General features: G+C 67.4%; 25 protein-coding genes. 13 read left to right on the forward strand and 12 right to left on the reverse strand.

From position 1 onward, the window contains the following. Nucleotides 1-171 precede the first annotated feature (171 nt). On the reverse strand, nucleotides 172-1,224 hold the full coding sequence (locus tag ACVOMM_RS11240) for an NAD(P)-dependent alcohol dehydrogenase (protein ID WP_053517445.1): 1,053 nt from the start codon (nucleotides 1,222-1,224) through the stop codon (nucleotides 172-174). 106 nt (nucleotides 1,225-1,330) lie between these two features. Here ACVOMM_RS11240 and ACVOMM_RS11245 point away from each other — a divergent pair, with 106 nt between their 5' ends. After that, complete coding sequence (locus ACVOMM_RS11245; RefSeq protein WP_065181739.1) at nucleotides 1,331-2,215, forward strand: LysR family transcriptional regulator; 885 nt, start codon at nucleotides 1,331-1,333, stop codon at nucleotides 2,213-2,215. Between the two features lie 66 nt (nucleotides 2,216-2,281). Continuing rightward, on the forward strand, nucleotides 2,282-2,950 hold the full coding sequence (locus ACVOMM_RS11250) for an SMI1/KNR4 family protein (protein ID WP_481526254.1): 669 nt from the start codon (nucleotides 2,282-2,284) through the stop codon (nucleotides 2,948-2,950). Between the two features lie 31 nt (nucleotides 2,951-2,981). Here ACVOMM_RS11250 and ACVOMM_RS11255 read toward each other — a convergent pair whose 3' ends face one another. After that, entirely contained in the window at nucleotides 2,982-3,386 is a 405-nt protein-coding gene (locus ACVOMM_RS11255; protein ID WP_053517441.1) for a VOC family protein, read from the reverse strand. Nucleotides 3,387-3,531: 145 nt separating this feature from the next. On the opposite strand from ACVOMM_RS11255, the gene ACVOMM_RS11260 reads away from it, so the two are divergent. From ACVOMM_RS11260 to ACVOMM_RS11285, 6 genes are all read left to right on the forward strand, one after another. Further along, on the forward strand, nucleotides 3,532-4,539 hold the full coding sequence (locus tag ACVOMM_RS11260) for a glycoside hydrolase family 43 protein (RefSeq protein WP_206733989.1): 1,008 nt from the start codon (nucleotides 3,532-3,534) through the stop codon (nucleotides 4,537-4,539). A 68-nt stretch (nucleotides 4,540-4,607) separates the two neighbouring features. Further along, the gene (locus ACVOMM_RS11265; RefSeq protein WP_053517440.1) at nucleotides 4,608-4,883 is read left to right on the forward strand and encodes a metal/formaldehyde-sensitive transcriptional repressor; all 276 of its coding nucleotides are present in this window, start codon (nucleotides 4,608-4,610) and stop codon (nucleotides 4,881-4,883) included. Between the two features lie 58 nt (nucleotides 4,884-4,941). Then, a complete protein-coding gene (locus ACVOMM_RS11270; protein ID WP_065175135.1) occupies nucleotides 4,942-6,051 on the forward strand; it encodes an S-(hydroxymethyl)glutathione dehydrogenase/class III alcohol dehydrogenase in 1,110 nt (369 codons plus the stop codon). A 51-nt stretch (nucleotides 6,052-6,102) separates the two neighbouring features. After that, nucleotides 6,103-6,933, forward strand: coding sequence for an S-formylglutathione hydrolase (gene fghA, locus ACVOMM_RS11275; RefSeq protein ID WP_065181736.1), 831 nt, complete (start codon nucleotides 6,103-6,105; stop codon nucleotides 6,931-6,933). Nucleotides 6,934-7,125: 192 nt separating this feature from the next. After that, nucleotides 7,126-8,553 (forward strand): GGDEF domain-containing protein, encoded by a 1,428-nt coding sequence (locus ACVOMM_RS11280; RefSeq protein ID WP_481526255.1) that lies wholly within the window; start codon nucleotides 7,126-7,128, stop codon nucleotides 8,551-8,553. 159 nt (nucleotides 8,554-8,712) lie between these two features. Continuing rightward, nucleotides 8,713-10,035 (forward strand): alpha/beta hydrolase family protein, encoded by a 1,323-nt coding sequence (locus tag ACVOMM_RS11285; RefSeq protein ID WP_081284379.1) that lies wholly within the window; start codon nucleotides 8,713-8,715, stop codon nucleotides 10,033-10,035. A 45-nt stretch (nucleotides 10,036-10,080) separates the two neighbouring features. On the opposite strand, the gene ACVOMM_RS11290 is transcribed toward ACVOMM_RS11285, so the two are convergent. The 5 genes from ACVOMM_RS11290 to ACVOMM_RS11310 form a co-directional block, all read right to left on the reverse strand. Beyond that, nucleotides 10,081-10,419, reverse strand: coding sequence for a hypothetical protein (locus ACVOMM_RS11290; protein WP_053443843.1), 339 nt, complete (start codon nucleotides 10,417-10,419; stop codon nucleotides 10,081-10,083). A gap of 91 nt (nucleotides 10,420-10,510) precedes the next feature. After that, a complete protein-coding gene (locus ACVOMM_RS11295) occupies nucleotides 10,511-11,452 on the reverse strand; it encodes a DegV family protein (protein ID WP_053517434.1) in 942 nt (313 codons plus the stop codon). Between the two features lie 94 nt (nucleotides 11,453-11,546). Beyond that, on the reverse strand, nucleotides 11,547-12,179 hold the full coding sequence (locus tag ACVOMM_RS11300) for a 2-hydroxychromene-2-carboxylate isomerase (protein ID WP_053517433.1): 633 nt from the start codon (nucleotides 12,177-12,179) through the stop codon (nucleotides 11,547-11,549). Nucleotides 12,180-12,196: 17 nt separating this feature from the next. Continuing rightward, nucleotides 12,197-13,459, reverse strand: a complete 1,263-nt coding sequence (locus tag ACVOMM_RS11305; protein ID WP_053517452.1) for an amidohydrolase family protein — start codon at nucleotides 13,457-13,459, stop codon at nucleotides 12,197-12,199. A 17-nt stretch (nucleotides 13,460-13,476) separates the two neighbouring features. Continuing rightward, nucleotides 13,477-14,886, reverse strand: coding sequence for an amidohydrolase (locus ACVOMM_RS11310; protein ID WP_481526256.1), 1,410 nt, complete (start codon nucleotides 14,884-14,886; stop codon nucleotides 13,477-13,479). 151 nt (nucleotides 14,887-15,037) lie between these two features. Here ACVOMM_RS11310 and ACVOMM_RS11315 point away from each other — a divergent pair, with 151 nt between their 5' ends. Together ACVOMM_RS11315 and ACVOMM_RS11320 are read left to right on the forward strand one after the other, a co-directional pair. Then, nucleotides 15,038-15,814 (forward strand): AMP nucleosidase, encoded by a 777-nt coding sequence (locus ACVOMM_RS11315; RefSeq protein ID WP_053517431.1) that lies wholly within the window; start codon nucleotides 15,038-15,040, stop codon nucleotides 15,812-15,814. Between the two features lie 43 nt (nucleotides 15,815-15,857). After that, nucleotides 15,858-16,397: a DUF924 family protein gene (locus tag ACVOMM_RS11320; protein WP_065175129.1), complete on the forward strand. Its 540-nt coding sequence runs from the start codon at nucleotides 15,858-15,860 to the stop codon at nucleotides 16,395-16,397. Between the two features lie 87 nt (nucleotides 16,398-16,484). On the opposite strand, the gene grxD is transcribed toward ACVOMM_RS11320, so the two are convergent. Beyond that, entirely contained in the window at nucleotides 16,485-17,411 is a 927-nt protein-coding gene (grxD, locus tag ACVOMM_RS11325) for a Grx4 family monothiol glutaredoxin (RefSeq protein WP_053517428.1), read from the reverse strand. 60 nt (nucleotides 17,412-17,471) lie between these two features. Here grxD and ACVOMM_RS11330 point away from each other — a divergent pair, with 60 nt between their 5' ends. Further along, nucleotides 17,472-18,251, forward strand: a complete 780-nt coding sequence (locus ACVOMM_RS11330) for a polysaccharide deacetylase family protein (protein WP_180875857.1) — start codon at nucleotides 17,472-17,474, stop codon at nucleotides 18,249-18,251. A gap of 40 nt (nucleotides 18,252-18,291) precedes the next feature. Here the strand turns inward: ACVOMM_RS11330 and ACVOMM_RS11335 are convergent, their stop codons facing one another. The 3 genes from ACVOMM_RS11335 to ACVOMM_RS11345 are packed head-to-tail and all read right to left on the reverse strand — an operon-like array spanning nucleotide 18,292 to nucleotide 20,908. After that, nucleotides 18,292-19,008, reverse strand: a complete 717-nt coding sequence (locus ACVOMM_RS11335) for a class I SAM-dependent methyltransferase (RefSeq protein ID WP_053517426.1) — start codon at nucleotides 19,006-19,008, stop codon at nucleotides 18,292-18,294. A 4-nt stretch (nucleotides 19,009-19,012) separates the two neighbouring features. Beyond that, complete coding sequence (locus tag ACVOMM_RS11340) at nucleotides 19,013-19,630, reverse strand: SGNH/GDSL hydrolase family protein (protein WP_065175127.1); 618 nt, start codon at nucleotides 19,628-19,630, stop codon at nucleotides 19,013-19,015. Nucleotides 19,631-19,633: 3 nt separating this feature from the next. Beyond that, the gene (locus tag ACVOMM_RS11345) at nucleotides 19,634-20,908 is read right to left on the reverse strand and encodes a pyridoxal phosphate-dependent aminotransferase (RefSeq protein ID WP_065175207.1); all 1,275 of its coding nucleotides are present in this window, start codon (nucleotides 20,906-20,908) and stop codon (nucleotides 19,634-19,636) included. Nucleotides 20,909-21,023: 115 nt separating this feature from the next. Here ACVOMM_RS11345 and rsgA point away from each other — a divergent pair, with 115 nt between their 5' ends. After that, nucleotides 21,024-22,133: a ribosome small subunit-dependent GTPase A gene (gene rsgA / locus ACVOMM_RS11350; RefSeq protein WP_340044953.1), complete on the forward strand. Its 1,110-nt coding sequence runs from the start codon at nucleotides 21,024-21,026 to the stop codon at nucleotides 22,131-22,133. A 123-nt stretch (nucleotides 22,134-22,256) separates the two neighbouring features. Beyond that, nucleotides 22,257-23,510: a flavohemoglobin expression-modulating QEGLA motif protein gene (locus ACVOMM_RS11355; RefSeq protein ID WP_065175125.1), complete on the forward strand. Its 1,254-nt coding sequence runs from the start codon at nucleotides 22,257-22,259 to the stop codon at nucleotides 23,508-23,510. A gap of 81 nt (nucleotides 23,511-23,591) precedes the next feature. Here the strand turns inward: ACVOMM_RS11355 and ACVOMM_RS11360 are convergent, their stop codons facing one another. Further along, nucleotides 23,592-25,868: a TonB-dependent receptor gene (locus ACVOMM_RS11360; protein WP_481526257.1), complete on the reverse strand. Its 2,277-nt coding sequence runs from the start codon at nucleotides 25,866-25,868 to the stop codon at nucleotides 23,592-23,594. Nucleotides 25,869-25,940: the final 72 nt, after the last annotated feature.

Consider the following 25,940-nt stretch of genomic DNA (forward strand, 5'->3'; position numbering starts at 1 on the left):
GCTCGTCGGGGGCGGGGGGGGCCGGCGCGGCCCCCCCACCACAACGCCGGGGGGGCGGCGGGCCCCCCCCCCGCCATGATTCCGGTAGCGCCGGGCCATGCCCGGCGGGTGTTGCGCGCAGAAAAAACCCCGGCCTCCACGCCGGGGTTTTTCATTCCATCAGCCGGGCCGTCAGGCCTTGAGGCTGGCCATGTCGATCACGAAGCGATAGCGCACATCGTTCTTCGCCATGCGCTCCCACGCGTGGTTGACATCCTTGATGTCGATCACCTCAACATCGCTGACGATGTTGTGCTCGGCGCAGAAATCCATCATTTCCTGGGTCTCGGCCATGCCGCCGATGGCCGAGCCGGTGACGTGCTTGCGGCCGAAGATCACGCTGGCACCCATAAGGGGCGGGTCCAGCTCGGTGATGACGCCGACCAGGCACATGGTGGCATCGCGCTTGAGCAGGCTCATGTACGGGTTGGTGTCATGGCTGACCGGCACGGTGTTGAGCAGGAAGTCGAAGCTGTTGGCGTGCGCCTTCATCTGCGCCGGATCGCGCGAGACCAGCACCTCGTCCGCGCCCAGGCGCTTGGCGTCGGCGCCCTTTTCCGGGGTGGTGGTGATCATCACTACGGTGGCGCCCATCGCCTTGGCAAACTTCACGCCCATGTGGCCCAGACCGCCCAGGCCGATCACACCCACCTTCTGGCCGGGGCCGACCTTCCAGTGGCGCAGCGGCGAGTAGGTGGTGATGCCGGCGCACAGCAGCGGCGCGGCGGCCTTCAGGTCCAGCGTCTCGGAGACCTTCACCACGAAGCGCTGCTCGACCACGATGTGGTCGGAGTAGCCGCCCATCGTCAGCTCACCGGTATTGCGGTCGCGGCTGTTGTAGGTATAGGTCGGGCCCTTTTCGCAGTACTGCTCAAGGTCGTGGTCGCAGGCATCGCAATGGCGACAGGAATCCACCATGCAGCCGACGCCGGCGATATCGCCGACGCTGAGGCGGGTGACGGCCGGACCGACTTCGACCACGCGGCCGATGATTTCGTGGCCGGGAACCATCGGGTACTCCGCGCCGCCCCAGTCGTCGCGGGCCTGGTGCAGGTCGGAGTGGCAGATGCCGCTGTACAGCACTTCGATGCGGACATCGTTGGCGCCGACAGCGCGGCGTTCGAAGGTGAAGGGCTCGAGCGGAGCGGTATTGGTACGCACCGCATAACCATGGGCGAGGGACATGGGGAATCCTTGGCGGGTTTGTGGAAAGGCGTTTTACAATACGCCCCTCATACCCGCCCACAAAGCGTGGATATCGGCATGATTCATCAAGGCAGACTGCACAATCATGGCCACTGACAATCTCACCCACCTGGCCGCCTTCGCGGCGGTGGCCCGCCACCGCAGCTTCCGCCGGGCCGGCGCCGAGCTGGCCCTGTCGACCTCGGCGGTGAGCTATGCGATCCGGGCACTGGAAGAGCGGTTGGGGGTGGGCCTGTTCCATCGAACTACCCGCAGCGTGGCCCTGACCGAGGCCGGGCAGCGCCTGCTGGACCGGTTGCAGCCGGCGCTGGGCCAGGTGCACGAGGCGCTGGAGGAAATGAACCAGTTCAGGGACAGCCCGACGGGCCTGCTGCGCATCAACGCGGCCCGCGCCGCAGTGCCGACCCAGCTCGGCCCACGCCTGACCCGCTTCCTGCGCGCGCACCCCGATGTGCGCCTGGAGCTGACCGAGAACGATGGGCTGGTGGACATCGTTGCCGAAGGCTTCGATGCCGGCGTGCGGCTGCATGAGTTCGTGCCCGAGGACATGGTGGCCGTGCCGTTGGGCCCGGCCCTGCACGGCATGATCGTGGCCTCGCCCGGGTATCTGCGCCAGCACCCGGCACCGCAGCATCCCCGCGACCTGCTGCAGCACGAATGCATCCGCTTCCGCTTCGCCAGCGGTCACCTGTACAAGTGGCAGTTCGACCGCGATGGGCAGTCGCTGGAAATCGACGTGCGTGGGCGACTGACGCTGAGCGAGCAGACCACCATCATGCGCGCGGTGCTGGATGGCTTCGGCCTGGCCTATGTGCTTGAGGATGCCGCGCGCCCGCACATCGAAGCCGGGCGGATGGTGGCGGTACTGCAGGACTGGAGCGAACCGTTTCCCGGCTTCGTGCTGTATTACCCCAGGCAACGGCAGATGGCGTCGGCCTTGCGCGCATTCGTGGACATGCTGCGCGAATAGATCCATGCCCGCGCGGATGCTGCCTGTCGAGGTAAAGTGCGTGCCGATCCAATCACAGGGACGTTCATGCATACGCTTGCCGAGATCGAACTGGCCACCGGCCAGACCTTTCCTGCTCTCTACCACCGGCTCGATACGGAAGACCGGCTGAGCTGGGGGGTGACCCATCCGCAATGGGCGCAGGTGTGCCTTCCGGAGCTGCAACCGGTTCCGCCGATTCTGCTGTATGCGCAGGATTACGAGCCGCTTGAGCGTGGCGAACTGCTCGAGGCCTGGCAGGAGCTGACTGCAGAGGATCACTACAACCCATTGCGCGAGGATCTGCAGCTGCTGCCGTTCGCCCGCACGGGGGCCGGTGACAGCTACTGCTTCTGGACCAATGCGCCGGGCTGCGACGAGCCGCCGGTGCTGCTGGTGTGGCACGACGATGATCGCGCTGACGTACTGGCCCGCAACCTCCAGGATTTCCTGTTCCGCAAGATGGTGGAGGCAGTGGCGGACTACGAGGCCCCCTACACGCTGTTGTCGCACGGTGACCTGGCCGACAATCTCCAGCGCTGGCTGGGCTCGCATCGCGCGTGGCTGCGGGACGACCAGGCCACTGCGCTGGAGGCCCTGTTTGCACGCAGCGCAGAGATCGAGCAGGGAGAGATCGATGAGGATCAGGCGCAGGCGCTGGTGCAGCAGCTGATCGGATTCGAGCGGCTGGACGAATCATTCGCCTACGTGCGCTGATGCTGGCGGCGGGCCCGGTGCATTCCGCCGATCAATCCAGCAGGGCGTCGTAGCCGGGGCCGGTGAACTGGATCAGGCAGAAGCCGTGCCCGAACGGATCCGCCAGTACTGCGATGCGCCCCCATGAACGCTCGCGTGGCGCCTGCTCGAGCGCCGCGCCTGCCGCCAACGCCTGGGCAAGCGCGGCGTCGAGGTCCTCCACGATCCAGTCGATGTGCAGCGGGGTCCAGTGACGTTCGTAATCCCGCACGTCACCGTCGACGGTAGCCGCGCTGCCCGCTTCGTTCTGCAGCAGATAGAGCGGGGTCGGGCCGCCCAGCAGTTCCAGCACCTCCGGGCCGAGACGGCGCCCGGCATGGAGGCCGAAGGCGCGTGTGTAGAACGCCTCGGCGGCCGCGAGGTCCGGAACGTCCAGATTGATGATGAAGGGGATCATGGCCCGGGTCCTGCGTTGTGCCAGGCACCATGCGCCGATGATTCCCGTCGATCAAGAGGGTGCGCGGTTTGAGGCAGCGTGTCGCGGAAAGGCGCCGGCGATCGTTCTAGACTCGAGCGATCGAACCTGCATGGGAGTGGCTCTGATGGGACTGCGCGAATGGGGGAGGGGGGCCGCACTGGCCGTGCTGCTCGCAGCCACTGGCGTCGGCATCGCGGATGCGCGTGACAGCCAGGCACCGGTGATGTCCGGCAATCCGATCCTGCCGGGCTGGTACGCGGACCCGGAGGCGGCCGTATTCGGCAGCACCTACTGGATCTTCCCCACGCGCTCGCGGCCCTATGCAGAACAGGTTGCCTTCGATGCCTTTTCGTCGCCCGACCTGGTGCACTGGCGCCGGCACGACAGCGTGCTGTCCATCGAGAACATTCCCTGGGCCAGGCAGGCGTTGTGGGCACCCTCGGTGGTGGCCAACGACGGGCGCTACTACTTCTTCTTCTCCGCCAATGACATCCAGAACGACGGCGAGACCGGTGGCATCGGCGTGGCCGTGGCCGACCAGCCCGAAGGGCCTTACCGCGATCTGCTCGGCAAGCCACTGGTGGGCGCGTTCCACAATGGCGCGCAGCCGATCGACCAGTATGTGTTCAAGGATGACGATGGTGCCTGGTACATGATCTATGGCGGCTGGAAGCACGCCAACATCGTGCGCCTGAAGGCGGATTTCAGCGGCCTGCTGCCCTGGGACGACGGCACGCTGTTCAAGGAGATCACGCCGGCGCCGGAGTACGTGGAAGGTCCGCTGATGTTCAAGCGGGGCGGTCGCTACTACTTCATGTGGTCCGAAGGCGGCTGGGGCGAGCCGGACTACTCGGTGGCCTATGCGATCGCCGACGCGCCGACCGGGCCGTTCACACGCATCGGCCGGGTCCTGCAGCAGGACCCGGCCATCGCGACCAGCGCCGGGCACCACTCCCTGATCCACGCGCCCGGCGATGACACGTGGTACATCGTCTACCACCGCCGGCCGCTCGACCAGACCGACCGCAATGCCCGCGTCACCGCGATCGATCGCCTGTACTTCGACGCGCAGGGCCGCATCCTGCCGGTGAAGATGACGCACGAGGGCGTACCCGCGCACCGCCTGCGCTGAGGCGCAGGATGTACCTTTCCGTCACCTGTGTATACTATCCCCCAGTATAGTTCCTGGGTGGCCCTGCCATGCCGCACTCTCCCGAAGAGAAGAAGAAGGTCCTGGCCCGCGTGCGCCGCATCCGCGGCCAGTGCGATGCACTGGACCGTGCGCTGGAAGCCGGCGCCGACTGCGGGCCCGTCCTGCAGCAGATCGCCGCCATCCGCGGGGCGGTCAACGGGCTGATGTCCGAGGTGATGGAAGCCCACCTGCGCGAAGAGTTCGGACAACCCGCAGCGTCCGATGAACAGCGCGCCGAGCGCGTGCGCGAGATGAGCGGGCTGATCCGCTCGTACCTGAAATAAGCAACGGCGCAGCATAGCGTCGTCCATCCGTTACTGCCTGTCTTTGGAGAATCCCACCATGAAATCCCGTGCCGCCGTCGCCTTTGCTCCCGGCCAGCCGCTGCAGATCGTCGAGATCGACGTCGCCCCGCCGAAGGCCGGCGAAGTGCTGGTCAAGATCACCCACACCGGCGTCTGCCACACCGATGCGTTCACCCTGTCAGGGGATGATCCGGAAGGTCTGTTCCCGGTGGTGCTGGGCCATGAAGGTGCCGGCATCGTGGTGGAAGTAGGCGAGGGCGTGACCAGCGTCAAGCCGGGTGACCACGTGATTCCGCTGTACACCGCCGAGTGCGGCGAATGCCTGTTCTGCAAGAGTGGCAAGACCAACCTGTGCGTGTCGGTACGCGCGACCCAGGGCAAGGGCGTGATGCCCGATGGCACCAGCCGCTTCAGCTACAACGGCGAGCCGATCTATCACTACATGGGCTGCTCGACGTTCAGCGAGTACACAGTGGTGGCCGAAGTCTCGCTGGCGAAGATCAATCCGCAGGCGAACCCGGAACATGTCTGCCTGCTCGGCTGCGGTGTCACTACCGGCATCGGTGCGGTGCACAACACGGCCAAGGTGCAGGAAGGCGACAGCGTGGCAGTGTTCGGCCTCGGCGGCATCGGCCTGGCCGTGATCCAGGGCGCGCGCCAGGCCAAGGCCGGCCGCATCATCGCGGTGGATACCAATCCGTCCAAGTTCGAGCTGGCGCGTGAGTTCGGTGCGACCGACTGCATCAATCCGAAGGACTTCGACAAGCCGATCCAGCAGGTCATTGTTGAAATGACCACCTGGGGCGTGGACCACAGCTTCGAGTGCATCGGCAACGTCAACGTAATGCGCGCGGCGCTGGAGTGCGCGCACCGTGGCTGGGGCCAGAGCGTGGTGATCGGCGTGGCCGGCGCCGGCCAGGAAATCTCCACCCGTCCCTTCCAGCTGGTCACCGGCCGCAAGTGGATGGGCACGGCCTTCGGTGGAGTCAAGGGTCGCAGCCAGCTGCCGGGCATGGTGGAGGACGCGATGAAGGGCGACATCGAACTGGCGCCGTTCGTCACCCACACCATGGATCTGGACGGGATCAACGATGCCTTCGATCTGATGCACGAAGGCAAGTCGATCCGTTCGGTCGTGCACTACTGAGCCATCCCGGGTGGCAGGCCGTCAGGGCTGCCACCCTTCTGGAGAGACACCATGGAACGCATCGAACATCGTGCCTGCTTCGGCGGTTGGCAGGACGTGTACCGTCATCCCTCGTCCACGCTGGGCTGCGACATGCAGTTCGCCGTTTACCTGCCGCCGCAGGCGGAAACGCAGGCGCTGCCGGTGCTGTACTGGCTGAGCGGACTGACCTGCACCGAACAGAACGTCATTACCAAGGCGGGCGCGCAGCGCTATGCGGCCGAACATGGCGTGATTCTGGTCGCGCCCGACACCAGCCCGCGTGGCGACGATGTCGCCGACGCGGAGGGCTACGATCTGGGCAAGGGTGCCGGCTTCTACCTCAACGCCACCCGCGAGCCGTGGTCCAAGCACTACCGCATGCATGACTATGTGGCGCAGGAACTGCCGGCGCTGATCGAGGCGAACTTCGCGGTGACCGGGGCACGCGCGATCAGTGGTCACTCGATGGGAGGTCACGGTGCACTGGTGGTCGCGCTGCGCAATCCGGGGCGTTACCGCAGCGTGTCGGCATTTTCGCCGATTGTTGCCCCCAGCCAGGTGCCCTGGGGGCAGAAGGCGTTCCAGGCCTATCTGGGCGACAACCGCGCCGACTGGGCCGCGTGGGATGCCTGCGAACTGATCGCTGCGGCCAGCGAACGCTTGCCGCTGCTGGTGGACCAGGGCGGGGCCGATGAGTTCCTGCAGAGCCAGCTGCAGCCGCAGCGCCTGCAGCAGGCCTGCGACGCCGTCGGCCATCCGCTGACCCTGCGCCTGCAGGATGGCTACGACCACAGCTATTACTTCATCGCCAGCTTCATCGGCGAGCACATCGCTCACCACGCCCGCGCGCTGCACGGCTGAATAGCCCGCGTGACAGCTGCGGTCCCGGGGACGCAACCGCGCATGCCCCGGCGCGACGGAACGCCTGCGTCGATGTAGCGCCGCGCCATGCCCGGCGCAGGGGCAGGGGAAGCAGGTGTGGCGTGGATCACGCCTCCATGGCGGCCTGTCGCGCTATCGTGCGTGCAGACAGGCTTGCGCAGTGGGGGATGCATGCCGGTAGTGCTGGCGCTGCTGTACGTGTTCGGCCATGGCCTGGTCGTGGCCCTGTTGCCGGGGCCGGCAGGCCTGGGTTCGTTCGTGTTCCTCACCGGCGCGCCGCTGCTGGCCGCCGCGGCATGCCTGTGGCGCGCGCGTGCGGATCGCGCCGCGCTGGGCTGGCGTGCGATCGCGCTGGCACTGCTGCTGTGGGCGGGGGGCATGGGCATCAACATGCTCGATGCACTCCGTGCCGACCGCCCCGACATCACCCCGGGCGCCAGCCTGCTGCTGTACGTGCTGTATGGCGTGCCGCTGGTGTTCATCCTGGCCCGCTCGCGGCGGGAGCGCTGGGCCATCAGCGTGATCGACGGAATCATGGCGGCCCTGCTGGGCGTGCTGTTCTTCGTGCATACCCAGTCATTTGCCGACCATGTCGGCATCGACGACCAGGCGCTGGCCAACATGCAGCGCATGTTCGATATCCAGAACCTGTGCATCGCTGTCTTTGCCATCGTGCGCTGGGTGTCCTGTGATGTCCCGGAGCGACGCAGCGTGTTCCGCGCGCTGGCGCTGTACGCGCTGGCCTATCTGCTGGTGGCCTACTACATCAACCACTTCACCTCCGAACAGTCTTTCGGCGCCTACAACGATCTGCTGATCGACGTGCCGTTCCTGTTGCTCGCGCTGCTGGCACTGCGGCGGTCGCCAGCTACCGGATTCGTGCTGCAGCCGCGGCTGGCCCGGCTGGTGCAGGCCGGCGGCCCGATCATCCTGCCGCTGCTGCTGCTGGTGGTGGGCACCCTGGTGGTGGACCATGCCAGGCCCCTGGCATTGGCTGGATTCGTTCTGGCCACGTTGGGCTTCAGCCTGCGCAGTGCGCTTCTGCAGATCGATCTCCTGGAACGGCAGGCCGGGCTCGACCAGCTCGCGCGCCAGGATGGCCTGACCGGCGTAGCCAACCGCCGCCAGTTCGATGCCGAACTGCAGGCCGAATGGAACCGGGCGCGGCGGAGCGGCAGCGAACTGGCGCTGCTGCTGGTCGATATCGATCATTTCAAGGCATTCAACGATGCCCATGGTCATCCCGCCGGCGACCGTTGCCTGCAGGCCGTGGCGGCGCTGCTGCAGCACAGCGCCGGGCGTGCGGGCGACAGCGTGGCGCGTTACGGCGGTGAGGAATTCGCGGTGATCGTGCCAGGCACGACGTTGGACGGCGTACAGGCCTTGGCCGAGCGGCTGCGACGCGCGGTGGAAGCGCTGCAGCTGCCGGAAGGGCGGGTCAGCATCAGCATCGGCATCGCATTCCTGCATCCGCCGGCAACAGCTGATGCCGGGCAACTGCTCGCCGATGCGGATGCGGCGTTGTATGTGGCCAAACGCGCGGGACGCAATCGTGTGGCGATGCAGGGCGCAGCGCCGGCCGGTGCAGACCGCCGCTAGACCCCGCCCCGCGCATTCGCCAGGGGAACGCGGTTCCGCCGCTGGTGGCTGTCGCCCGCGGACGCGCCTTCGTCGGCGGTACCCGCACTCCGTCGCACCGCGCTGGCGATCACGCGGGAGCCGGTTCACCGTCACCCACCAGTGTGGAGAGGAGCAGACATGCACAGAACCCTGGTGTCCCTGGCCGCGTGGAGCGCGATGGCCTTCAGTGCGCAGGCGGTCGCGGCCACGGCGGCGTCGCCTTGCGCCGCTGCGAGCTATCGGATGGCCGATGGCAGTACGCTGGACATCGGCCCGGGTGCGGGTGATCAGCTGCGCTGGCGCACGCCAGATGGTCGCAGCGGCGCACTGCAGCGCACCGCGGGCGATGCCTGGACCAGTACCCGCGGCTGGACCGGGCAGCCGGACGGGCACCGGATGGTGCTCACGGACTGTGGGAAGCGCGGCATCAGCGTCGATGGAATGAAGGGCGAGCGCATTCCGCTGCGGCAGATCGACACCCGTTTCAGCGGTGCCGGCGCAACGCTGCAGGGGCGGCTGACGCTGCCTCCGGGCGATGCGCCGGTTCCACTGGTGGTGCTGGTGCATGGTGCGGAGAACAGCTCCGCGCTGGAGCGCTACTCGCTGCAGCGCGAGTTCGCCAGTGCCGGCATCGCCGTGTTCGCGTACGACAAGCGGGGCACGGGACGCTCTGGCGGGCGGTACACGCAGAACTACCTGACCCTGGCCAATGATCTGATCCTGGCCACGCGCGAAGCACGCCGGTTGGCGGGGGCACGTGCGCAGCGGGTCGGCTACCAGGCCGGCAGCCAGGGTGGCTGGGTGGCGCCGCTGGCGGCACGCATCGAGCCTGTGGATTTCATCGTGATCAGCTTCGGCCTGGCGGTCTCGCCGCTGGAGGAAGACCGCGAGGCGATCGCTTTCGACATGCAGCGGGCCGGCCAGGACGCAGAAGCCACTGCGCAGGCGATGCAGATCGCCGATGCGGTGGCGACCATCGTCGAAAGCGGATTCAGCGAGGGATTCGATGTACTGGCGGAGGTGAAGCAGCGTTACCAGCATGCGCCCTGGTTCCCTGCGGTACGCGGGAACATTACCGGGTATCTGTTGTCGACTCCGGAGGTCACTGCGCGCGAGCAGGGGCCGCGGCTGCTGGACGGGGTGCCGGCCCATTACGACCCTTTACCGGTGCTCACGCATCTGCAGGTGCCGCAGTTGTGGATCTTTGGCGGGCAGGACCGCGATGCGCCGCCGGGAGAGACGCTCAGGCGTCTTGCGGTTCTGCAGGGCCAGGGACGGCCGATCTACACGGCCGTGTATGCAGACGCCGATCATGGCATGTACGAGTTCGAGCTGGATGCGGCCGGGGAACGTGTATCGACACGGCAGCCGGCCGGGTACTTCCAGCTGATGACGGACTTCATCCGTGGCGATGCGCTGCGGTCCGAATACGGCCAGGCCCGCCCCACGTCCGCGCGATGAGGGCTTCGACGGGCGAAGCCCAGCAGACGCCAGCGCGTTCGCCGCTCAACGCACGTCGCGCAGTTCCCAGTGATGGCCGGCCAGCAGACGCAGGCGCTGCTTGAACACATCGCTGTCGATGCGGGTGGTGGCCACCAGGTTGATGCGCAGGTCCTTCTGCTCACCGGTTACGGTGGCGTCCGGGTCGGTCACGCCCCACTGCGGCTCCACTGCATCCGGATCGGGTTGCTTGGCTTTCCAGCGCTCGAACAGCGCGCCGCTGCGCAGGGCGTCCTGCAGTTCTTCGGCAAAGCCGGCGGCGCCCTGCGAATGGAAGGACAGGTCGGGGTCGTTGCCGCGGGCCTTGGACGGGTCGGGAAGGCTGATGTGGTACTGCGCAGGCATGGTGATCTCCTTGAAGTGCGGCAAGGCTGGCATAGACGCGGTGCAATGCTTGTGTACATCCGGCGCACCTGCATGCAGGCGTCGCCCGCCCTCATTCGAACCGATGCGGTCCATCGGCAAAGCCCACGGTAACGGCGCCCTTGCCGACGTTGACCATGCCGGTCAGGCTCATCACCGATTCGTACACGGTGACGCCGTGGGTGGCGCAGACGTCCGTCAGCTGCGCATAGCCGGGCAGGGCGCGCAGCTCCTCCAGCTCACCGCCATAGCTGACGCAGACTGTCGGTGTCATCAGTCCACTGCGCACGCGCTGGCCAACCACAGCGAAGAGCTTCTGCACGGCATTGTCGAAGCCCTTGATCTTGGCCACCGGGCCGGTCTCACCGCGGTAGCCGTGCAGCACCGGCTTGATGTCCAGTGCGCTGCCCAGCGCGGCACTGAGCAGGCCGACACTGCGGTCGCCCTTGTGCCGCGCGCGGGCCCGCATGTAATACAGGTCACGGGTGACCATGTAGCCATGCACGTTGCCGGCCAGTTCCTCCAGCCGCTCGCGGATCTGCTGCACGCTGGCGTTGCTGTCGCGCAGGCGAACCGCTTCCACCGCCGTCACCGCCTGCGCGGCGAACAGGTTTTGGGTGTCGAGCACGCGCAGTGCGAAGGGCGAGTTGTAGCCCGCGGCCTGCCGCACCGGCTTGTAGTCGTTGAGGATGGCGAAGCTGGCCTGCAGGGCGTTGTCGTGGATCGGGCTGCGGGTCTTGGTGATGGTCATGCAGAAGACGTGGTCGTAGTCGATCACCAGCTGCTGCAGGAACAGGTCACGGATCTGGTTGACGCTGAAGGGGATGGTCTCCGCCTCGGCACCATGTTCGGCCACGTGTGCGTGCAGGAAGCTGAGCGTGGCCTGTTCGTCGCGGTGGTCGGCGAGTACGGCTTCGCCGATCCGTACGGTGATCGGGAGCAGCACGATGTTGTGTTCGGCAATGAACGCCTGCGGCAGGTCGCAGGCCGAGTCGACGACGATTCCGATGCGCATCCGCGGCTCCCCCTCCAGGGCGGTTGTTGGTTCGGAAGTGTGAAAAATATCTCAAAACGGGAGCCCGCGCGCGAGGGAAGCGCAGGCGCCCTGTTCAGCGTCTGCGCTGTACCGCGATCGGCAGGGCCTCCACCCGCTGCCATTCCGGCTGCTTCAGCAGGTCCGGATCGGCCAGCACAGCGGCCATCAGCGGGTGCGCGTCATTGCCCCAGAACAGCTCGTCGCCGATGGCCAAGGTCGGTACGCCGAACACGCCGGCCGCGAGCGCAGCCTCGGTATTGCGCCGCAGCTGCTCCTTGACCTCTGCGGTTGCCGTGGCGACCGCCACATCCGCGATGCCCAGCCGCGCGCCGGGTTCGCGCAGCGCCTCGGCGCTGTCGGCGGCGTTGCCCTCGCGCCAGATCCAGTCGAACAGCACGTCCACGGCCTGCGCGCCGCCGCCTGCGGCCAGGCACAGCCGCAGAGCGGCCAGCGGGTTGAACGGGTGGGCAGGCGGGAAGCGCAGCGTCACGCCTTCCGCCTGCGCGTTCCAGAGCAACTGGCGGTAGATGAAGCGCCGCTTGGCCGGGATCTCAGCCGGGCCGAGATTGCCAAGCTGCTGCAGCACCGCCCCGAAGGCGATCGGCACCGGCTGTACCTGTGCGAACTGGGGCAGTTGCTTGACCTTCTGCCAGTGCAGGTAGGAGTAGGGCGAGACGAAATCGAAGTACCAGTGCAGCGGGGCCATGGGGCTTTCCTCGTCGGTCAGGGCTGCGCGTTGCGCTGCAGATAGCGGTCGCGCAGGTCGGTCTGGCGCGAGCGCATCGGCATCGGCCGCCCGCCCATCCAGACCTGTTCGGCATAGTGCGCCACATCCAGCGGGTCGCCTTCCCAAAGCACCAGGTCGGCGCGCTTGCCGGGCTCGATGCTGCCGATCTGGTCGGCCACCCCGAACGCCTGTGCGGGAACCCGGGTCAGGCCTGCCAGCCCGTCGGCCCAAGGCAGGCCATGGGCGACCGCATTGCCTGCGAGCTGGCGGATCTTGCGTGCGTTGTGCGAGGCATCGCCACGTTGCACGAAGCTGACGGGCACGCCCGCACGCTGTAGTCGTGCCGCGTTTTCCAGGGTGGCGCCGATCTGGTCGAAGCTGGCCGGCAGGTTGGCCAGCACGTCGACGAACACCGGCACGCCGGCCGCAGCCAGCTCCGGCGCCAGCTGCCAGGCTTCGCTGGCTCCAGACAGGGCGATCTTCACCTTTTCGCGTGCAGCCCAGCGCAGCAGCTGGCGGATATCGGCAGCGCGATCGATTTCAACCACGATGCGGCCCTGGCCGGCCAGATAGCGCGACAGTGTGCGGCGACCGGCCGGTGTCAGCACGGCGTGCGGAGAATCGGCGGCGACCTGGCCGCGCGCTTCATCCACCATCTGCTGCAGCAGCATCCACTGTGCTGCACGCGAATGACCGGTCAGTTCCGACGCTGCGGCGCCCAGCCGCAGGAACAGCGCACGTGGACCCAGCGGGTCGGCGCTGCCATCGAGCCGCATCACCCCGCCCTGGCCCGCCACGAAGCCACCGCCGGTGACGGCGCCCAGCGCGGTGAAGCCGATGCCCTCCAGTCGCGCCACCGGAATGAGCACCGACGCGGGGTTGTAGGCCAGGGTCACGTCGAACTCCGGACGCAGCGGTTGCTCGCCGATCTTCAGGCTGCTGTCGACCGTACTCGCTTCTCCCGAGACTTCCTCGATGCCGATCTCGGCGATGCCACCGAACAGCGCGGGCGTGAGCGGGCGGCCATCGGCTTCAACCACGGTCGTGCCGGCCGGTGCGGCCAGGCCCGTACCCACGGCACGGATGATGCCGCCCTGCACCAGCACATCGGCGTGCTGCAGGCTGCCGCGTGCGCTGGCGGTGTGAACCGTCGCGCCGCGCACCAGCAGATCCTGTGCCGATGCCGTGCCGGTGATGCCTGCCAGCACCATGATCGCAGCGCCGAGCCATGCCCGGTTGCGGCTGGAAGACCTTGCCATCTGCATGGAACCGGCCATCAGTGCACCTCCTGCCCGAGCTGGAAGTCCGACTGCGGCGTTGCCGGCAACGCACTGCGGTCGTACAGGCGGCGGCCATCGACATAGACCTGCTCGGCCAATGCGTAGGAGCTGAAGGGATTGCCGTTCCACACCACCACGTCGGCCATCTTGCCGGGCTCCAGCGTGCCGGTCTGGCTCTCGATGCCCAGCGCCTTGGCGGCATTGGCGGTCATCCAGGTGATCGCATGTTCAGGAGTGATCGGGGCCATGCGTGCGCGGCGCGCGGCGGCCATGACCTTGGCGGCTTCCTGGTTCAGGCGCTGGATGCCTTCGGGCGAATCGGAATGGACGATGGCGCAGCTGTTCTTCGCCCGGTCCACCAGCGCGATGTTCTCGGGGATGCCATCGAAGGCTTCCATCTTGAAGCCCCACCAGTCGGCCCACAGTGCACCGCAGACGCCGTCCGCCCCCAGCCGGTCGGCCAGCTTGTAGGCCTCCACGCCGTGGTGGAACGCTGCCACCTTGAAACCGAATTCCTTGGCCAGATCGAGCATGGTGGCCATTTCATCGGCGCGGTAGCAGTGGATGTGCACGCGGATGTCGCCCTGGATCGCGCCGGCCAGGGTGTCCAGCTTGAGATCGCGCTTGCCACCGGCATCGCCCGCGCTGTCACCTTTGTCGCTGCCGAACCAGCGCTTGCGCTTGGCTGCCTTGGGCGTGTTCTTGGTGATGTAGTCGGCGGCATCGATGAAGGCTGCGCGGTAGCCGGCGACGTTGCCCATCCGCGTAGCAGGCGTCACACCCTTGCCTTCGCCATAGACGCGTTTGGGGTTCTCTCCGCAGGCCATCTTCAGGCCCCACGGCGCGCCGGGAAACTTCATCGCCTGGTAGGTGATGGCCGGAACGTTCTTCAGGGTCACGCCGCGGCCACCGACCAGGTTGGCCGAGCCGGGCAGCACCTGCATGCTGGTCACGCCGCCGGCCAAGGCGGCAGCGAAGCCGGGATCCTGCGGCCACACCGAATGCTCTGCCCAGACATTGGCCGTGACCGGTGCGGTCATCTCGTTGCCATCGCTGTGGGCGCCCACCCCCGGGCTGGGATATACGCCCAGGTGCGAGTGCACGTCGATCAGCCCGGGGGTGACCCACTTGCCCTGCGCGTCGATGCGGGTGACATCGGCCTCGGCCTGCAACTGCTGGCCGACAGCAACGATGCGGCCCTCACGCAGCAGGACGTCGGCATTGTCCAGGCGCTGGCCGGTGCCGGTCAGCACCGTTGCGTTGTGGATCAGCACCGGCGCATCGGGCTGCGCCCGATAGGTGCTGGGGTAAGGATCGGCCATGAAGCGCGAGGCGCCCAGTGCTGGCGCGGCGGCCAGCGTAACCAGCGCCAGCCCCAGCCCGGCGCGCAACAACGTCGACGTCATGCAGATCCCCTCGGCTACGTAAGCAACCGCTGACGCTAGCCGGGCAGCGGTGGGCTTGCCAAGTGACCTTCTTCACAGGGTGCGACCGCGTGCCTCGACGGCGTCGCCCCACTGGCCGAAAATAGGCGGTCCCCGCCGTTCCGGACCGAGCATGAAGAGCAAGCAGGAAATCGTCGACAACTGGCTGCCGCGCTATACCGGCGTGCCCCTGGACCAGTTCGGCCCGCACGTCCTGCTGACCAACTTCGGCGGCTACCTGCACACCTTCTCCGAACTGACCGGTGCGCCCATCGTCGGCCTGGACCGGCCCATGGCCAGCGCCACCAGCGATGGCATCACGATGATCAACTTCGGCATGGGCAGCCCCAATGCCGCGATCATCATGGACCTGCTGTCGGCGGTGATGCCCAAGGCGGTATTGTTCCTGGGCAAGTGCGGGGGCCTGAAGCGCAAGAACCAGCTGGGCGACCTGGTGCTGCCGATCGCCGCGATCCGTGGTGAAGGCACTTCGGGCGACTATCTGCCACCGGAAGTACCGGCACTGCCGGCCTTCGCCCTGCAGCGCGCGGTCTCGACCATGATCCGCGATCTGGGGCACGACTACTGGACCGGTACCGTCTACACCACCAACCGGCGGGTCTGGGAACACGACGAGGCATTCAAGGAACGGCTGCGCGCGATGCGCTGCATGGCCATCGACATGGAAACGGCCACGGTGTTCGCCGCCGGCTTCGCCAACCACATCCCCAGCGGCGCCCTGCTGCTGGTTTCGGACCAGCCGATGATTCCCGACGGGGTCAAGACCGAAGCCTCCGATGCCAAGGTCAGCTCCCAGTTCGTGGAAAACCATATCCAGATCGGCATCGAGGCGCTTAAGCTTATCCGGCGCAACGGCAAGTCGGTCCGCCATCTGCGCTTCGACGAATGATGATGAGGGCCGGGCGCGGGACGTCCGGGCCCGGGAGTAGGTAATGGACGTTGCCGCGCAGGTGGTGGAATTCTGGAAGGAGGCGGGCCCTGCGAAGTGGTTCGCCCGCGACGATGCGTTCGACGCGCAGTTCCGCCGATTGTTCCTCGATGAGCATTTCGCTGCGGCCGCGCGTGCGCGCGAACACTGGCTGGGCAGCGCCGAGGGTGCGCTGGCCCTGATGCTGCTGTTGGACCAGTTCCCGCGCAACTGCTTCCGTGGCACCGCCCACTCCTACGCCACCGATGGGCTGGCCCGGCACTACGCCATGCGTGCCATCGAGGAAGGGCTGGACCTGCAGCTGGTTCCAAAGCTGCGGGCCTTCATCTACCTGCCGTTCGAGCATTCCGAGGATCCGCTGGACCAGGACCGTTCGGTGGCCATGTTCGACGTGCTGGGTGACAAGGAATACCTGCAGTACGCCGACCTGCATCGCGACATCATCCGCCGTTTTGGCCGCTTCCCGCACCGCAACGCCGTGCTGGGCCGCATTCCCACGCCGGAGGAACTGGACTACCTGGCCGAAGGCGGGTTTGCCGGCTGACCGGGCGGGGCCGGCCACGCGCGGGACAGGCAGGAAACGGAAAACGCCGGCGTGCGCCGACGTTTTCCTGTCCCGCGCTGCAGCCGATCAGTACTTCGGCACGCCGTTGTCCACCTCTTCGGACCAGGCGTTGATGCCGCCGGTGATGTTGAAGACCTTGGTGAAGCCAAGCGCGCGGAACTGCTCGGCAGCCTGCGCACTGCGACCACCGTGGTGGCACAGGAAGGCCAGTGCGGTGTCCTTCGGCAGTGCTTCCAGCTCGGCGCGGCCGTTGCCGTCGAACACCTTGAACGGCACGCCGACGGCGGCGATGGCGCGCTCGTCAGCCGGGCGCACGTCCACCAGGATCGCGTTGCCGGCGCGCACCAGGTCGTCGGCGTCGCGCACGCTGATTTCCTGCACCGGCTTGGGTGCATTCGGGTTGTCGATGGCCAGGCCCTTGCCTCGGATGTCGTCCACCCAGTCGATGGTGATGCCTTCGGCGCGGCGCGCGCTGGCCAGGTCGAACTGCACGCGCAGTCCATTGGATTCGGCGGCGATCGCAGCCTCGTCATGCGGAGCGAGCTGGAAGTTGGGCTGGAAGCCTGCATCGATGCTCAGCTGCAGGGCGGCGCCCGGGGCGTCGGCCAGCGCGCCCTTGAGCATCTCCACCGCGGCCGGGGTGACGGTGATGCGCGGCGGGGTGCGGTCCGGCGCGGGCAGGCCCAGCACGCTGCTCAGTTCGCCGCTGGCGGCCATCTGCAGCACGATGTCGCTGCCACCGACCAGTTCGCCGTCGATGTACAGCTGCGGGATGGTCGGCCAGTCGCCGTAGGCCTTGATGCCTTCACGGATTTCCTGGTCGGCCAGCACGTTGACGTGAGCGAACTCGACGCCCAGGTCCTGCAGCGCGCCCACGGCCTTGGCCGAGAAGCCGCACTGCGGCATCGACGGCTGGCCCTTCATGAACAGCACGACGCGGTTGGCGTTGAGGAGGGATTCGATGCGCGAACGCAGGGCAGGATCGAGAGACATGGGAAGTCGGGGGTCCAGTAATTCGAATCTTCGATTCTACCCCTCATGGCATCATGGGGTATGAGCAGCGCAGGAACATTGCATCGCATTCCGCCCCGGCCATGGCGCTGGCTGCCCTGGCTGGTGGCGTCGCAGTTGGGGGTGATCCTGGCCTGGGTGCTGGCGGGATGGCACTGGGGTCTGCCGCTGATGGTGGCCAGCCACGCGCTGTTCATCGTGCCGGTGTTCCTGCCCAACAGTCGCTTCTACACGCCGGTGCTGAGCCGCCTGGCGCAGGCGGACGACGCGGTCTGGCTGACCATCGATGACGGTCCCGGTGCGGACACGCTGGCCGTGCTTGATCTGCTGGATCGGCATCAGGCGCGGGCGACATTCTTCCTGGTGGGCGAGCGGGCGCTGGCCCAGCCGGCGCTGGTGGCCGAGATCCTGCGCCGCGGGCACGATCTGGGCAACCACAGCTTCAGCCATCCGCAGGCGCGCTTCTGGCGGCTGGGACCGAAGGCGATGCGTGCGGAGATCGAAGGCTGCCAGCATGCGCTGCAGGCATTGTCGGGCACGCCGGTGCGCTGGTACCGGTCGGTGGTGGGCATGACCAATCCGTTCGTGGGCCCGGTGCTGCGCCGCCTGGGCCTGGTGCGGGTGGGATGGAGCGCCCGCGGCTTCGATGGTGTCGGCTGTACGCCCGAGCGCGTGCTGGAGCGCCTGCTGCCGGATCTTCGCCCGGGCGCCATCGTGCTGCTGCATGAGGGGGCCGCCCATGGCCACAACCTGGTAATCATCGAACGCGTGCTGCAGGCACTGCATCAGCGTGGATTGAAGGCAACGCTGCCTTCGGTATAGCGCAGCGGCACGCACGGAATCCGCCGGGCCACGCCCGACGTCACCCAGGCCGTTCGGCCACCACCAGCCAGCTGTTGAACGGTGTGCGCCCGTGCAGCGGCCGTGGTGCGGCGACGCGCAATCCCGCTTCGCTCAGTGTCGCCAGCAGGGTCTTCGGCTGGGGATAGTGCCGCGGGCGGGTACCCATCCAGCCCACCAGCCAGGCAAGGCGGTCCGCGACCCGCGTGGTGCGGTCCCGGCCATCACCGGTCGCCAGCGGCGTGCGCAGCAGCAGCCGTCCTCCGGGGGACACCCGCGCGCTTGCGGCACGCAGCAGCGTCTGCTGCGGTCCGGCATCCAGGTACTGCACTACGTCCAGCAGCAGTACATGGCCGACGTGCGACGGCAGCGCAGCCTGCACATCCAGGCATTCGAAGCGCACGGCCGGCAGGCCTTCACCGGCTTGCCGCGCCCGCTCGATCTTGGCGGCGTCCACGTCCACCCCGAGATAGGGCTGGCCGCGCCCGCGCTGGCGCAGCACATGCGCGAACAGGCCCAGTCCGCAACCCAGGTCCAGCACCGGCTGGCCATCCTCGGGCAGCTGTTGCAGCACGCCGTCGTACAACGGATCGCTGCCGAGCTTGCCGCGGGTGTAGTAATAGTCGCGGCGGCTGCCCCAGGCCTGTGCAGGTCGGAACGCCTCGGCGATCGCGCGGGCCTGCGGGGAGGTCAGCGGGGAGCAGGGCAGGGGCGTGCCATTCCGTGGCGTGCCGTCCATCGGGTCAGCCGGCGTCGCCTAGCCGGCGCAGGGCGACCGGCAAGGCACGCTCGCTCCACAATGCATACATGCGCGCGGAGGGGTGCAGACCGTCTTCGGCGATCATCGCCGGGTCGTGACCGTGGACGCGGCTGATGTCGGTGATGTCGACGAAGTCGACGCCGAGGCCACTGCAGACCTGCTCCGCAGCCGCGTTGAACGCGTCGGTTTCGATGCCGATGCGGCCACGGTGTCGGCCGCTGCTGGCGCCGAACGGCGTCACGCCCCAATCGGGAAACGACAGCACCAGCACCCGATCGGTACGGCCGCCGGCAAAACCGATCGCGCGCTGCAGCAGGGCCTGGAACTGCGTGCGGTATTCGTCGAGCGGGCGGCCGCGGTACTGGTTGTTGACCCCGATCAGCAGGCTGACGAAGTCGAACGGCCCCTGCGGGGCGGCCTCGTCGATGCCGGCATCGAGCTCGTCCGTGGTCCAGCCGGTGGTGGCGATGGTCTGCGGATCGGCCAGCGCGACGCCCTGTGCGCGCATCGCGGCGGCCAGCTGATGGGGCCAGCGGCCTTCGACCGCGACGGCCTCACCGATGGTGTAGGAGTCGCCCAGCGCCAGATAGGACAAGCCCACGACTCAGGCCACCGAACGGCGTGGCTTGATCGGTACGACCTTGGTTGCGTCCTCGGCGCGGCGGGCCAGCACGCGGTCGATGCGGGCGAACACATCGCGCATCACCGAGGCCTCCGGCAGCAGGGTTACGCGGAAGTGGTTGCGGTAGGGCACGTTGAAGCTGGAACCGGGCACCACCAGCACGCCCTCGTTGTCCATCAGGTCCAGGGCGAAGGTGTGATCGTCGAAGCCCTTGGCGGCAGCGCCGACCACCGCCGGGAAGGCATACAGCGCGCCGGCGGGGGCCACCAGCGACAGATGCTCGCTGGCCTCGCATGCTTCGATCACCGCGCGGCGGGTTTCGTACAGGCGCCCGCCCGGGGCACACAGTGCCGAAATGGTGTCGGGCCCGTTCACCGCAGCCTCGATGGCGTACTGGCCGGGCACATTGGCGCACAGGCGCAGCGCGCTGAGCAGGTCCATCGCCGCGCGGAAGTCGCCCAGGCGTGCGTCATCGCCGCTGAGGTGCGCCCAACCCACGCGCCAGCCGCAGGCGCGATGCACCTTGCTCAGCCCGCTGAAGGTCAGGCACGGATGGTCGCCCGCCAGCGGTGCGACCGGCTGGAACACCGCCTCGTCATACAGGATCTGATCGTAGATCTCGTCGACCAGCAGCAGCAGGTTGTGCCGGCGCGCGATGTCCACCACGCGTTCAAGCAGTTCGCGCGGGTAGCTGGCGCCACTGGGATTGTTCGGATTGATCAGCACGATCGCGCGGGTGCGCGAGGACACCAGGGTCTCGATCTCGCTCGGGTCCGGCTGGAAGCCGTTCTCGGCGGCGCAACGGTAGTACACCGGCCGGCCGTCGTTGAGGATGGTGGAGGCCGACCACAACGGGTAGTCCGGGGACGGCACCAGCACTTCATCGCCGGGGTTGAGCAGCGCACGCAGCGACAGGTCGATCAGTTCGCTGACGCCGTTGCCGACGAACACACGGTCCGGGTGCGCGTCGGGAGCGCCGCGACGGGTGTAATAGGCAGCGATCGCCTCGCGCGCCACCGGCAGGCCCTGCTGGTGGGTATAGGGATCGGTGCGACCCATGTCGTCGGCGATCGCGCGCTGCAGGTGTTCCGGGGCGCGGAAGCCGAAATTGCCGGGGTTGCCGATGTTGAGCTTGATCAGCTTGCGGCCCTGCGCCTCCAGCTCCCGGGCTCGCCGGGCCAGTTCTCCGCGGATTTCGTAGCGCACTTCGGAAAGGCGCTCGCGGGTGGCCAGGGGCTTGGGCGCGGAGGTTGACATGGTCGGTGAGCCGTCGGATGGCATGGAGGTTCCATGGTAGCGGAATTGCTGCACTGCATGGCAAGGCCCCCAGGGCCCGCCGCTGCTGGGCTGGAGCGGCGTTGGCACGGGTAGAATGGAGGCGATGACCCAGACCCCCGATTTCACCGCCCTGCAGACCATCGGCTGGCCCTGGCCGGGCCCGGCGCAGCAGGCCGACTGGCAGGCCATGATGGCCGAGCACCCGCAGGCCCGCCCGGCCCGGGTGATCGAGCAGCACCGTACGCACTATGTCGTGGCCGACGCCCCGGACGCTGCGATCAAGGCCGAATCGCTGCCGGAATGGCAGCGGCCACGCTTTCCCAGCCATGAGCGGCCGGCGGTCGGCGACTGGGTGCTGCTCGACGGCATCCGCATCGTGGCGCTGCTGCCACGTCGCACCGCGATCAAGCGCGGTGCCGCCGGCGAGCATTATCACCAGCAGGTGATCGCGGCCAACATCGATACGGTGTTCATCGTCTGCGGGCTGGATGCGGACTTCAATCCGCGGCGTATCGAGCGTTACCTGCTGCTGGTGGGCGGCGGTGGTGCCGAACCGGTGGTGGTGCTGACCAAGGCCGACCAGACCGAATACAGCGACGATGCGCTGGCGGTGCTGGAAGAGCTGGAAATGCAGGGGATCGCCCTGCATGCCATCAATGGCCTGGATGCTGGCAGCGTGGCTGTGCTGCAGCCGTGGCTGGGGCCGGGCCGCACCGTGGTGCTGGTGGGCTCCTCCGGCGCCGGCAAATCCACGCTGACCAACACGCTGCTTGGCGAGCAGCGGATGAAGACCAATGCGGTGCGCGCCAACGACTCGCGCGGGCGTCATACCACCACCCATCGTGCGCTGATGCCGTTGCCGACCGGCGCCTGCCTGATCGACACGCCCGGCATGCGCGAGCTCAAGCCGACCGGCGAGGAGACGCTGGCCGAAGGGGGCTTCGCCGATATCGAAGCACTGGCCGAACAGTGCCGCTTCCGCGACTGCTCGCATCACCAGGAGCCCGGTTGTGCGGTACGGGCGGCCATCGACGCGGGTGAGATTGAGGAAAGCCGGCTGCTGAACTACTTCAAGTTGAAGGAAGAAGTGGCGGCCGCCGCCGCCAAGCTGGCCGTGCGCCAGGCCGAGACCGCGCAGGAACGAGGTGGCAGGAAAGGCAAGGGCCAGCAGTTCCGTCCGGCAGGAAAGCCGCGACGTCGTTGATGAGGCAGCCGGCCATGGGCGCGGCTGCATGGAGATTCATCCCGGGATGCAGGGGTAACGCCCTCACTGATGCTGGGCACGCGGTGGACAGCGCACGGCCGGGCAGGGCGCTATAGTCCGCGCATGGAAACGACCGCCGTGCTGGATCGCGAGGTGGCCCACCATGCGGCGCTCGATGCGCGGCTGGTCGAGGCCGTGGGTGGCATCCGCCTGCTGGGCCTGACCAGCTGGCCGGCGACGGTGCAGGCACCGTTCCTGGACAGCGTTGCGCGCGGGCAGCCGCAGTTGCCGAAGGTGGACTACCCGAAGCTGGATTTCAGCGAGGAACGCCGCACCTTGGCAGCCATCGCCGCCGACTGCGACGCGGGGCATCCGTTGGGCCACTACGTGCAGCAGTCCGCGCACAGCTGGGACCTGGCCGCACGCCTGCTGGAAGGCCTGGGTACCGCAGCGGTGGACACCTGTTCGGTGCAGCTGTTCGGCGCCCCCGAACAGCCCTTGCCGGGCAATGGCCCGAGCACGCGCGATGCAGCGCGCCATTTCATCCAGATCGCGGCCGAGCTGGACCATGAACTGCTGGCGCCGGAAGAACAGGTGCCGGTGTCTGCGATCGCGCTGCAACTGCAGCTGCAGAACGATCTGGATGCCTTCTTCGAATCGCGGATCATCCAGGTGCAGCTGGACCCGGAACTGGTGTCCAAGGCGGCCGCCGGGCCGACGCGGATCCGCCTGCGTACCAGTGCGCGCTTCAGCGCCTACGATCGTGCACAGCTGTTCCATCACGAAGCGCTGGTGCATTCGCTGACCGCGTTGAATGGCCGGGAGCAACCGGTGCTGCCCAGCCTGGCCTTGTCCTCACCGCGGGTGACGGCTACCCAGGAAGGGTTGGCCACGTTTGCCGAGCAGATCACCGGCAGCATCGACATCGAGCGCCTGAAGCGGATCAGCCTGCGTACCGAAGCCATCGCGATGGCCCGCGAGGGCGCCGACTTCATCGAGGTGTTCCGCTACTTCTGCGATGCCGGGCAGAACCCGGAAGAGAGCTTCGCATCGGCCCAGCGCGTGTTCCGCGGGGTGCCCCCCGGCGGCGGGCTGGCCTTCACCAAGGACACCGTGTACCTGCGCGGGCTGGTATCGGTGCACACCTTCTTCCGCCACATGCTGGCCGAGGATCGCCTGCAGGTCTGCCGGTGGCTGTTCGCGGGCAAGATGAGCCTGCAGGACGCCATCGCGTTCGCGCCGTTGTTCCAGGCCGGGGTGTTGAAGCCACCACGCTGGCTGCCGCACTGGGTCAGCCGGGCCAATGGCCTGGCCGGCATGCTGGCGTTTTCGCTGTTTGCCAACCGGATACGGATGGACCAGCTTGCGCCGGAGTGACATGCGTTGGCGGATCCTGCATGGGCCTGCCTGCCCGCGCCATGCAGGAACACTCGATGCGCCGCAGCGCCCGCTTCTGACTTAGAACTCTGCCGCCACCGTCATGAACACCTGCCGCGGTGCGCTGGCGTGGATCGCATAGCGCTTGCCTTCCAGGTCGGTCGGCGCGAACGAGCTCAGCTGGCCGGCGTAGCGCTTGTTGGTCAGATTGGTCGCGTTCAACGAGACCCGCACGTTGCGCAGTCCCAGCCCAGGGCCGAAGTCATAGCCGGCACCCGCATCGAAGGTGGTCACGCCCGGCACCGACTGATCGTTGGTGTAGGTGTAATAACGCTTGCCGGTGTACTTGGCACGCAGGCTGGCGAAGAAGCCATCGCGGTTCCAGCTGATTTCGCTGGAGGCCATGCGCTGCGGCGTGTCCACCGTGATCTTGCCGGCCACCGGCACCACCGCGCCGCCGGAGATGTAGTCATCTTCGTAGGTGGTCTTGTTCCAGGACAGCGCGTTGTACCACTGCAGGCCATCGACCGGCTTGAGGATGAAGGTCAGTTCCGCGCCGTGGCTCTTCACCGAGCCGACGTTGATGAAGCGTGTCACGCACTCCGGTCGGGTGCCCACTTCGATGCTGGAGCACGGGTTCAGTGACAGCAGGCGGTTGTCGAACGTGACGTTGTAGGCGGCGATCGAGGCCTGGTACTTCTCGCCGAACGTGCGGAAACCGGCCTCCAGGCTCTTCGACTTTTCCGGTTCCAGGTCGGCGCTGGCAGCGAACGATTCCGGTGCCACCTGCAACGGGCCGCCACTGCCACCACCGACGAAGGCGGCGATGTTCTCGGCGTACGAGGCGAACAGCTCGTTGCTGGCGTTGAGCTTGAAGCCCACGCCCAGCTGCGGCAGCGCCGACTCCTTGGCCGTCAGTGTGCCGGACGCCAGGCGGGTTTCCACGCCCGGGCGGGCCGTGGCACGCATGCGGGTGTTCGGGCTCTTGATGCCGACATCAACGGTCAGGCGCTGGTCGAGGAAGCGCATGCGGTCCTGCACGTAGAACTGCTGCGTGCGGATGTCGTAGTCCTGGTTGAACAGCAGGCGGTCCGGATTCTTCAGGTACAGGTCGTCCAGGAACGGACCGCTGATGTAGTAGAAATTGCGCGACACGTTGTGGTCGTTCTGCTCGTACCACAGGCCGGCTTCCAGCTCGTGGATGCCCGCCGTCCATGACAGCGCTGCGGTCATGCCGTCGCGGTTGATCGTGTAGTTGGTGCTGCGGATGGAGATCGGCAGCATCCGGTCGGTGCCGGGGTAGGACGGCTGGCCCGGCGCCCACCAGTGACCCTGGCCGCGGTTGTCATGGTGGTAGGCCAGCAGTTTCAGGCGGCCCTGCTCGCCCAGGCGAAGGTCGGCATCGATCGAGTACAGGTTGTCATCGCGCAGCGCACGGCTTTGGTAGTACGCATCGTCGATGCTGGTGACGCCGCCACTGTAGGCACACCGCGCCGGATCACGCGTAGCCGGTGCGCAGTAGGCTGCGGCCACCGCGCGGTTCCAGTCCGGCGCATAGATGTTCCAGTCCCAGCCCAGGCCCCGGGCCAGCATGTCCTTGGACAGGTAGGCGTAGTTGGCCTGGCTGGCACGCGAGGTCGCCACGAACGCACCGAAACGATGGTCGCCCACGTTCCACACGGCCTTGGCATTGAACTGGCGGGTGGTCTGGTTCTGGTGCGGCGCAGCCCACATGTCCTGGTCCTGGTGAACGCCGGAGACATACGCAGAGAAGCCGTTGAGGTCGCCCGTATCCACGCGCAGGTATCCACGGCGCTGATTGTCGTCGCCGACGGTGACGCTGGCACGGCCGCCGAACTCGGTGGACGGATCGGCCGAGAAGTACTGGATGGTGCCGCCGAGGTTGCTGGTCGAGGCCACGCCGAGTGAACCGATGCCCTGCGACAGCTCGGCGCCGGCCAGGTTTTCGGCGATCAGCGCACGGGCGATGCTCAGGCCGTTGTAGTTGCCGTAGCTGTTGTCGCCCAGCGGAATGCCATCGAGGGTATAGCCCAGCCGGCTCTTGTCGAATCCGCGCAGGCTGATGGTCTGCGACTCCTCATTGGCGCCGAACGCATCGTTGGACTGCACCGAGACGCCCGGCAGCCGATCGAGGATCTTCTGGCCGCTGGTGCCTGGCGGGAGCACCTGCTTGTCGACGCTGGTGATGCGCTGCACCTGACGGGTCTCGCCCTGGCCGATCACCGAGACGGTATCCAGCGTCTGCGCGCTGGGCGCGGCGTCGGTATCGGCGGCGGAGGCGCTGGCAGCGGCGGAAAGCGCGATCGCTACGGCGATCGTCAGGTGTCGAGTCTGCATGGTGGTCCGTTGCATGGGGGATGGGCACCGGCGTGCGTGCGCGATGCCGCCCCACTATGCGAACGGAACATG

The organism is Stenotrophomonas sp. STEN009 (genome assembly GCF_056760395.1).